The organism is Cedecea neteri NBRC 105707 = ATCC 33855 (genome assembly GCF_001571265.1).
Lineage (GTDB): Bacteria > Pseudomonadota > Gammaproteobacteria > Enterobacterales > Enterobacteriaceae > Cedecea > Cedecea neteri.
The window spans coordinates 76,747-85,229 of the sequence record NZ_BCTL01000035.1 but is presented as its reverse complement, the minus strand read 5'-3'; the positions used below and the strand labels follow the sequence as shown (position 1 = coordinate 85,229).

The 8,483-nt window shown below is 57.2% G+C and carries 6 protein-coding genes; 4 read left to right on the top strand and 2 right to left on the bottom strand.

What is annotated here, in order from left to right:
- Positions 1-73 precede the first annotated feature (73 nt).
- Positions 74-631, top strand: coding sequence for a recombinase family protein (locus CNE01S_RS15415; RefSeq protein ID WP_061277201.1), 558 nt, complete (start codon positions 74-76; stop codon positions 629-631).
- Here the strand turns inward: CNE01S_RS15415 and CNE01S_RS15410 are convergent.
- Positions 628-1,476: a MurR/RpiR family transcriptional regulator gene (locus CNE01S_RS15410; RefSeq protein ID WP_045783570.1), complete on the bottom strand. Its 849-nt coding sequence runs from the start codon at positions 1,474-1,476 to the stop codon at positions 628-630. The genes CNE01S_RS15415 and CNE01S_RS15410 overlap by 4 nt on opposite strands.
- Before the next feature lie 213 nt (positions 1,477-1,689).
- Between CNE01S_RS15410 and yfhb the strand changes: the two genes are divergently transcribed.
- Positions 1,690-2,322 (top strand): phosphatidylglycerophosphatase C, encoded by a 633-nt coding sequence (yfhb, locus tag CNE01S_RS15405; RefSeq protein WP_061277203.1) that lies wholly within the window; start codon positions 1,690-1,692, stop codon positions 2,320-2,322.
- Between the two features lie 96 nt (positions 2,323-2,418).
- Positions 2,419-2,889, top strand: coding sequence for a tRNA adenosine(34) deaminase TadA (tadA, locus tag CNE01S_RS24520; RefSeq protein ID WP_425430210.1), 471 nt, complete (start codon positions 2,419-2,421; stop codon positions 2,887-2,889).
- Here tadA and mltF read toward each other — a convergent pair.
- Complete coding sequence (gene mltF / locus CNE01S_RS15395; protein ID WP_061277199.1) at positions 2,780-4,330, bottom strand: membrane-bound lytic murein transglycosylase MltF; 1,551 nt, start codon at positions 4,328-4,330, stop codon at positions 2,780-2,782. The two genes, tadA and mltF, sit on opposite strands and share 110 nt — an antisense overlap.
- Before the next feature lie 248 nt (positions 4,331-4,578).
- On the opposite strand from mltF, the gene purL reads away from it, so the two are divergent.
- Positions 4,579-8,466 (top strand): phosphoribosylformylglycinamidine synthase, encoded by a 3,888-nt coding sequence (gene purL / locus CNE01S_RS15390; protein ID WP_061277198.1) that lies wholly within the window; start codon positions 4,579-4,581, stop codon positions 8,464-8,466.
- Positions 8,467-8,483 lie beyond the last annotated feature (17 nt).

The following is an 8,483-nucleotide window of genomic DNA, read 5'->3' as shown; positions in this document are numbered from 1 at the left end:
AAACCAACCTTTAAGAAAATGCACATCCTGCCTCTCCGTGGCATGCTTTCAGCCTTTTATGAGGCAAAACTTCATGCTGGTAGGGTACGTCAGGGTGTCAACAAATGACCAAAACACCGCGCTGCAGAAAAATGCGCTGGAGTGCGCAGGATGTGAGCTGATTTTTGAGGATAAAATCAGCGGTAAAACGGCGGACAGGCCAGGGTTAAAAAAGGTACTCAAGACGCTCAGTGAAGGCGACACGTTGGTCGTCTGGAAGCTGGACAGATTGGGGCGCAGCATGCGCCACCTTGTTTCACTGATTGAAGAGCTGCGTTCGCGCGGGATTAACTTCCGCAGCCTGACGGACAGCATTGATACTTCCACGCCGATGGGGCGCTTTTTCTTTCACGTGATGGGTGCGCTAGCCGAGATGGAGCGCGAGCTTATCGTCGAAAGAACCCGGGCCGGTTTGGCTGCGGCCAGAGCGGAAGGGCGAATTGGGGGGCGGCGGCCGAAACTGTCGGCAACGCAATGGGCGCAGGCCGGGAGGTTAATTGCTGCCGGAGAAACCAGGCAGCAGGTGGCGATTATTTACGATGTCGGTGTTTCCACGCTGTATAAAAAATTTCCGGCAAATGCGAAACCCTAAACCAGCTTCTTCACCAGCGCCTCACTCTGGCGGATCCGCTCCGGCGCGTTTTCCAGATCCTGCTGCACCAGGGCCATAAATAGCAGATCTGTCAGCATCATCTGGGCGCTGGTGGAGGAGATGGCCGCGCTACGCGTAGCCTGTTCCTCTGCGATGGTGTAGAGACACAGGCTGGCGCGTTGCTGCAGAGCGTTAGGCGTGAAGCCGGTAATCGCGAGGATTTTCGCCCCGGCGTTAAGCGCTTCATCGGCGGCCAGGTTGATCTCCCGGCGCTCGCCCGAGTAAGAAATAGCAAGCAGCACGTCTTCCGGCGTCATCGCCTGCACGGTTGCCAGCAGGGCATGCATATCCTGCTCGGCGACGGCATGGATGCCTATTTTCATCAACTTCCACGAAAAATTCTTCGCCACCAGGCCTGATGCGCCGATTCCTACCAGCAGCACGCGCCGCGCATTGCGCAGCAGCGAAACGCTCGCCAGCAGTTTCTCTTCCGCATTAATATCCAGCGTGGCATGCATCGCCGCGATATTCTCTTTAATCAATTTCTCGCCAACAAGCCTCAGCGGATCGTCACCTAAAATTTGGTTGTGAACCGGGACGGAGTTGGGATTTTGGCCGCTCGCCAGCGCTTCGCTGATGGCCAGTTTCATCGCCGGAAAGCCCTTGAACCCCAGTTTCTGCGCGAATTTCACGACGCTGGACTGGCTGACGCCGGCTTCTTCCGCCAGCTGTTGTGAACTGAGATGGCGTGCGCGATCGGGCTCAGCGAGCAAAAAGTCGGCCAGCTTGCGGTCACTCTGGGCCAGCATGGCGTAACGGCTTCGAATGCGCAGTAAACAGTTCATTTCACCTCCGGGGCGGCACTTCTGATAACGACTTGCTCTGGTAAGCATCTGAGCGAATTATAAATTCCATTATAGAGCAATGTTTCCGAATTAAATATTCTGTTGTGTCATGAGCGTCGGTCTGGCACGAGCGCGGAAAACCGCAGGGCTATCTGTTAGGCTTTAGTTTGCGCTGTTTCGTGAACGCGAGTCTTAAAGGAGCCCGTATTGACAATTCATCACCCTCGCCGCGTCGTCTTTTTTGACCTGGATGGCACCCTGCATCAGCAGGACATGTTCGGCAGTTTCCTGTTTTATCTCCTGCGCAGCCTGCCGCTGAACGTGCCGTTGGTTATTATGTTGCTGCCGCTGATTGGCGGCATGATGCTGATCAAAGGGAGCGCAGCCCGTCAGCCGATGAGCCTGCTGCTATGGGGCATCACATTTGGTCGCAGCGAGACCCGGCTTGAGCAACTGCAAAGTGAGTTTGTCGCCTGGTTTCGGCAGAAGGTGAGAGCATTCCCCGTCGTCCAGCAGCGTCTCACGGAGTACCTGCACAGCCCGGACGCCGACGTCTGGCTGATTACCGGCTCGCCGCAGCCGCTGGTGGAAAAAGTCTATTTTGATACGCCGTGGCTGCCGGAAGTGAACGTGATTGCGAGCCAGATTGCGCGAGCTTACGGCGGGTGGATACTGACCCTGCGCTGTCTCGGCCATGAGAAAGTGGTTCAGCTGGAGCAGCATCTCGGTGCGCCGCTGCGGCTTTATAGCGGCTACAGCGACAGCCATCAGGATAATCCGCTGCTGTATTTCTGCGAGCACCGCTGGCGCGTCACGCCTCACGGGGAGCTGCAGCAGCTCGAGTGAGGCGTTTTGAATCCGTTAAGCGGTGTGTATAATGCGCCGCCCACTTTTGCTGCGGAGAGCATTGTGTCAGACACAGAATTTACCCATGAACACTGGATGCGTCACGCTCTGACCCTCGCTCAGCGAGCCTGGGATGAAGGGGAAGTGCCCGTTGGTGCGGTACTGGTACACAATAATCAGGTCATAGGTGAAGGCTGGAATCGCCCGATAGGCCGTCACGATCCTACGGCTCACGCGGAGATCATGGCGCTGCGCCAGGGCGGGCTGGTACTGCAAAATTACCGTCTGCTGGATACCACGCTCTACGTCACGCTTGAACCTTGCGTCATGTGCGCTGGGGCGATGGTGCATAGCCGCATTGGCCGCTTAGTGTTTGGGGCGCGCGACGCTAAAACCGGGGCGATAGGCTCGCTGATGGACGTTCTCGGTCATCCTGGGATGAACCATCAGGTGCAGGTCAGTGAAGGGGTGCTCGCGTCAGAGTGCTCAGCCATGCTGAGCGATTTTTTTCGCGCTCGTCGTCTTGAGAAAAAGGCCCTAAAGGAAAAGGCCCGTAAGACGGACTAGCCAACTCAACCGGGGCAACCGCAGGGTAGGCCTCGGCAAACTTGTCCACCTGGAGCGCCTTCTTCTGTTTCTCCTGCAAATACCCTTCCAGACTTAGCTGATACTTGCGGATGTTTTCCACATACGCGTAAGCCTCGTGCCCACGAGCATATCCATAGGTTGTTTTGCTGTAATAAGGCTTCAGGCTCAGCAGCGGCAGGCGTGTTTTCACCTCGGCCCAGCTGTCCGGGTTGCCTTTCTGTTTGGCCGTTAGCTGACGGGCATCCAGCATGTGGGCATAGCCCATGTTATAAGCCGCCAGCGCGAACCAGATGCGCTCGTATTCCGGTACCGTGGCCGGCACTTTGCTCATCATATCTTTCAGATAGCGACTGCCGCCGCTGATGCTCTGTTCTGCATCAAGTCTGTCGGTGATGCCGAGGCTCTGGGCCGTATTCTTCGTCAGCATCATTAACCCGCGCACGCCCGTTGGTGAGGTGGCGTGAGTATCCCAGTGGGATTCCTGGTAGGAAATCGCGGCCAACAACGGCCAGTCAATATCGTCAGAATACTTTTCAAACAGCGGCTGAAGTTCCGGTAAAACGGCATCCACCGCGTTCAGGAAGGTTCGGGTATCGACGTAATCAAAATCGCCGATATGCCCCAGGTATTTCTCTTCAACCCTTGCCAGCGTACCGTCGCTGCTGATCTTATTATAGAAATCGAGCAGCGCGGCGCTCATGCTGTCGTCGCCATCACGTTTTGAGAACCAGGTGACGGGTTGCTCATCGGTAACGTCCAGGGCAACGGCCAGTTGAGGATGTACGCGCTGGAAAAGGCTGATGGCGATGGAGTCCGAGATGGTAAACGCGATATTGCCATCAACTACCTGCTGCAAGAGCTGGTTGCTGGTCTGTTTGGCGTCAATGCTCCAGCTCAGTTCGGGGTACTGAGCCTCTTTTAGCTTTTGAAGATCGCTCACCACGGCCTGGCCGGAAGAGAGCACCAGCTGTGAAGGCTTGACGCCACCGAGCGATTTAGGGCGCGGGCTGCCCACGCGGTAGACCATCTGCTGCGAAACGGAATAATAGGTTGGCCCTGCCTGGTAGTCGCTGCTGCGGCGAGAGTTATACACCAGTCCTGCGGCAAGCAGGTCGGCATTGTCATTATCCAGGTCATCAAACAGCGCGTTGATGTTTGGCCGCACGACCACTAACAGCTTCACGCCCAAATAGTCTGCAAACTGTTTCGCGAGTTCGTAATCGAGGCCCGTTGCCTTGCCGTTAATCATCGTCCAGGTGAGCGGCGATGAAATGGTACTGACGCGCAAAACTCCCCGCGCTTTGATCGCGGCGATACGGTTTTCGGCCTGATTGAAACCTGGAATGGAGGGCCATAAAGCCACTGCCAGCAACAAGGTGACGATACCGATAAGCAGATAATTAATCTTTATTCTTTTCAAATAGATAACATTCTGCAGCAGGATAAGCCTTAGCCAACAATAACCATGATTTGTCTGAACCCCGTCAGTGAATGAGGCGCATTTTGCGTAAGAAAACGCCAGTAAGCAACTTTTAAGAATATATCGTTTACTTTTCGTGCAATAAAAACTTCTGCTGTTATTTCTACGCAAACGGTTTCGTCATGGCGGAGGATTCTCTATAATGACGCCCGTTTTCCCCCCTTCGCCCTGAAGACGAGAGATCTTTAATGATGGAAATTCTGCGTGGTTCGCCTGCTCTTTCGGCATTTCGTATTAACAAACTCCTGGCCCGTTTTAACGATGCTAACCTCCCGGTAAGCGATATTTATGCCGAGTATGTTCATTTTGCCGACCTCGAGGCGCCGCTGAACGCCGACGAGCTTGCCCGCCTGCAGCGGCTTTTGAAGTATGGTCCAACCCTCGCAGAGCACGCGCCGGAAGGCACCCTGCTGCTGGTTACTCCGCGCCCTGGCACCATCTCCCCCTGGTCTTCTAAAGCTACCGATATCGCCCACAACTGTGACCTGCCGCAGATTAAGCGCCTTGAGCGCGGCGTGGCCTGGTACGTTACCGGCAGTACGCTGACCGCTGCACAGCTGCAGGACGTTGCCGCGCTGCTGCACGACCGCATGATGGAGAGCGTGTTTACCTCTCTGAACGATGCGCAGCAGCTGTTTACCCAGCAGCAACCGGCTCCTGTGCAGAGCGTAGATCTGCTCGGCAAGGGGCGTAACGCGCTGGTGGAGGCGAATATTCGCCTCGGCCTGGCGCTGGCGGAAGACGAAATCGACTACCTGCAGGATGCGTTCAACAAGCTTGGCCGCAACCCGAACGACATTGAACTGTACATGTTTGCTCAGGCGAACTCCGAACACTGTCGCCATAAGATCTTTAACGCCGACTGGATCATCGATGGGCAGAAGCAGCCAAAATCGCTGTTCAAGATGATCAAAAACACCTTCGAGAAAACGCCAGATTACGTGCTGTCTGCCTATAAAGACAACGCGGCGGTCATGGAAGGTTCAGCCGTCGGCCGTTTCTTCGCCGACCGTGAAGCAGGGCGCTATGACTTCCATCAGGAAGAGGCGCATATCCTGATGAAGGTTGAAACCCACAACCACCCGACCGCTATCTCTCCGTGGCCGGGTGCAGCAACGGGTTCCGGCGGTGAAATCCGCGACGAAGGCGCTACCGGGCGTGGCGCTAAGCCAAAAGCGGGTCTGGTCGGCTTCTCCGTTTCCAACCTGCGCATTCCCGGCTTTGAACAGCCGTGGGAGCAGGACTTTGGTAAGCCAGACCGCATCGTTACCGCGCTGGACATCATGACCGAAGGCCCACTGGGTGGGGCGGCATTCAACAACGAATTTGGCCGTCCGGCGCTGACCGGCTACTTCCGTACCTACGAAGAGCAGGTTAACAGCCACAACGGCGTAGAGCTGCGCGGCTACCACAAACCTATTATGCTCGCCGGCGGCATCGGTAACATCCGGGCCGACCATGTGCAGAAGGGCGAAATCACCCCAGGCGCCAAACTGATTGTGCTGGGTGGCCCGGCGATGAACATCGGCCTTGGCGGTGGCGCAGCGTCGTCGATGGCGTCCGGCCAGTCCGATGCCGATTTAGATTTTGCTTCCGTTCAGCGTGATAACCCAGAAATGGAACGCCGCTGCCAGGAAGTGATCGACCGCTGCTGGCAGATGGGCGAAGACAACCCGATTCTGTTTATCCACGACGTTGGCGCGGGCGGCCTGTCCAACGCTATGCCTGAACTGGTTAGCGACGGCGGCCGCGGTGGTCGCTTCGAACTGCGCGATATTCTTAACGACGAACCGGGCATGAGTCCGCTCGAAGTCTGGTGTAACGAATCTCAGGAACGCTATGTGCTGGCCGTTGCGCCAGAGCAGCTGCCGCTGTTTGACGAACTTTGCCGCCGCGAGCGCGCGCCGTATGCGGTGATTGGCGAAGCCACCACCGAGCAGCATCTGACGCTGAACGACAGCCACTTTGATAACCAGCCTATCGATATGCCGCTGGACGTGCTGCTGGGCAAAACGCCGAAGATGGAGCGTAACGTCGAGACGCTGAAAGCCAAAGGCGATGCCTTCAACAGCAGCGAAATTTCAATTGCCGATGCTGTGAAACGCGTTCTGCACTTGCCGACCGTGGCTGAAAAAACCTTCCTCGTGACCATCGGCGACCGCACGGTAACCGGTATGGTGTCCCGCGATCAGATGGTTGGCCCGTGGCAGATCCCGGTCGCAAACTGCGCGGTGACTACCGCCAGCCTGGACAGCTACTACGGCGAAGCGATGTCTATTGGTGAACGTGCGCCGGTTGCGCTGCTGGACTTTGCGGCATCCGGTCGCCTGGCCGTAGGTGAAGCATTAACCAATATCGCGGCAACCCAGATTGGTTCCCTGAAGCGCATTAAGCTGTCTGCGAACTGGATGGCCGCAGCCGGTCACCCGGGCGAAGACGCTGGCCTGTATGAAGCGGTTAAGGCCGTTGGCGAAGAGCTTTGCCCGGCGCTGGGGATCACGATTCCGGTGGGTAAAGACTCCATGTCGATGAAAACCCGTTGGCAGGAAGGTAACGAGCAGCGCGAGATGACTTCTCCGCTGTCGCTGGTGATTACCGCCTTTGCCCGCGTGGAAGACGTGCGTGGCACCGTGACTCCGCAGCTGAGCACTGAAGATAACGCCTTGCTGCTGATTGATTTAGGCAAAGGTCATAACGCGCTGGGCGCGACCGCGCTGTCTCAGGTTTATCGTCAACTGGGCGACAAACCTGCTGACGTTCGCAGCGTTGAGCAACTGAAAGGTTTCTGGGACGCGATGCAGGCGCTGGTTGCGGATCGCAAACTGCTGGCCTGGCACGACCGTTCCGACGGCGGGCTGCTGGTGACCCTGGCTGAAATGGCCTTTACCGGCCACTGCGGCGTGGACGTTGACATCGCAAGCCTCGGCGGCGACCGCCTGGCCGCATTGTTTAACGAAGAGCTAGGCGGCGTGATCCAGGTTCGGGCTGAAGATCGTGAGGCCGTCGAGGCGCTGCTGGCTAAGCATGGCCTGGCAGACTGTGTGCATTATCTTGGTAAAGCCGTCGAAGGTGACCGCTTCACCATCAGCGCTGACGGGCATGCTGTGTTCAGCGAAAGCCGCACCACGCTGCGTATGTGGTGGGCAGAGACCACCTGGCAGATGCAGCGTCTGCGGGATAACCCGGACTGCGCCGACGAAGAGCACAACGCGAAGGCGAACGATAACGATCCTGGCCTGAACGTGAAGCTGAGCTTCGATATCAAAGAAGATATTGCTGCGCCGTACATTGCTACGGGCGCGCGTCCTAAAGTGGCTATCCTGCGTGAGCAGGGCGTTAACTCCCACGTTGAGATGGCGGCCGCCTTCCACCGCGCGGGCTTTGACGCCATCGACGTGCATATGAGCGACCTGTTGGCTGGCCGCACCGGCCTGGAAAGCTTCCATACGCTGGTGGCGTGCGGTGGTTTCTCCTACGGTGATGTGCTGGGGGCTGGTGAAGGTTGGGCGAAGTCCATCCTGTTCAACGCTCGCGTGCGCGATGAGTTTGAAACCTTCTTCCATCGCCCGGAAACGCTGGCGCTTGGCGTCTGTAACGGCTGCCAGATGATGTCCAACCTGCGTGAACTGATTCCAGGCAGTGATTTGTGGCCGCGCTTTGTGCGTAACCAGTCCGATCGCTTTGAAGCGCGCTTCAGCCTGGTTGAGGTGACCTCCAGCCCGTCGCTGCTGCTGCAGGGCATGGCCGGTTCCCATATGCCTATCGCGGTTTCTCACGGCGAAGGTCGTGTGGAAGTGCGTGATGCCGCTCATCTCGCCGCGCTTGAAAGCAAAGGGCTGGTGGCGCTGCGCTTCGTGGATAACTTCGCGAAAGTGAGTGAAACCTACCCGGCTAACCCGAACGGTTCGCCGAACGGGATCACTGCGGTGAGCAACGAAAGCGGGCGCGTCACCATCATGATGCCGCACCCAGAGCGCGTGTTCCGTACCGTGAGCAACTCCTGGCACCCGGCAGAGTGGGGCGAGGACAGCCCGTGGATGCGCATTTTCCGTAACGCGCGTAAACAGCTGGGCTGATTACCCTCACCCCGACC

What these genes read in the sequence shown, in the direction of transcription:
- CNE01S_RS15415 (WP_061277201.1), top strand. Translation starts at nt 74, where the DNA reads ATGCTGGTAGGGTACGTCAGGGTGTCAACAAATGACCAAAACACCGCG.
- tadA (WP_425430210.1), top strand. Translation starts at nt 2,419, where the DNA reads ATGCGTCACGCTCTGACCCTCGCTCAGCGAGCCTGGGATGAAGGGGAA.
- CNE01S_RS15410 (WP_045783570.1), bottom strand. Translation starts at nt 1,476, where the DNA reads ATGAACTGTTTACTGCGCATTCGAAGCCGTTACGCCATGCTGGCCCAG.
- purL (WP_061277198.1), top strand. Translation starts at nt 4,579, where the DNA reads ATGATGGAAATTCTGCGTGGTTCGCCTGCTCTTTCGGCATTTCGTATT.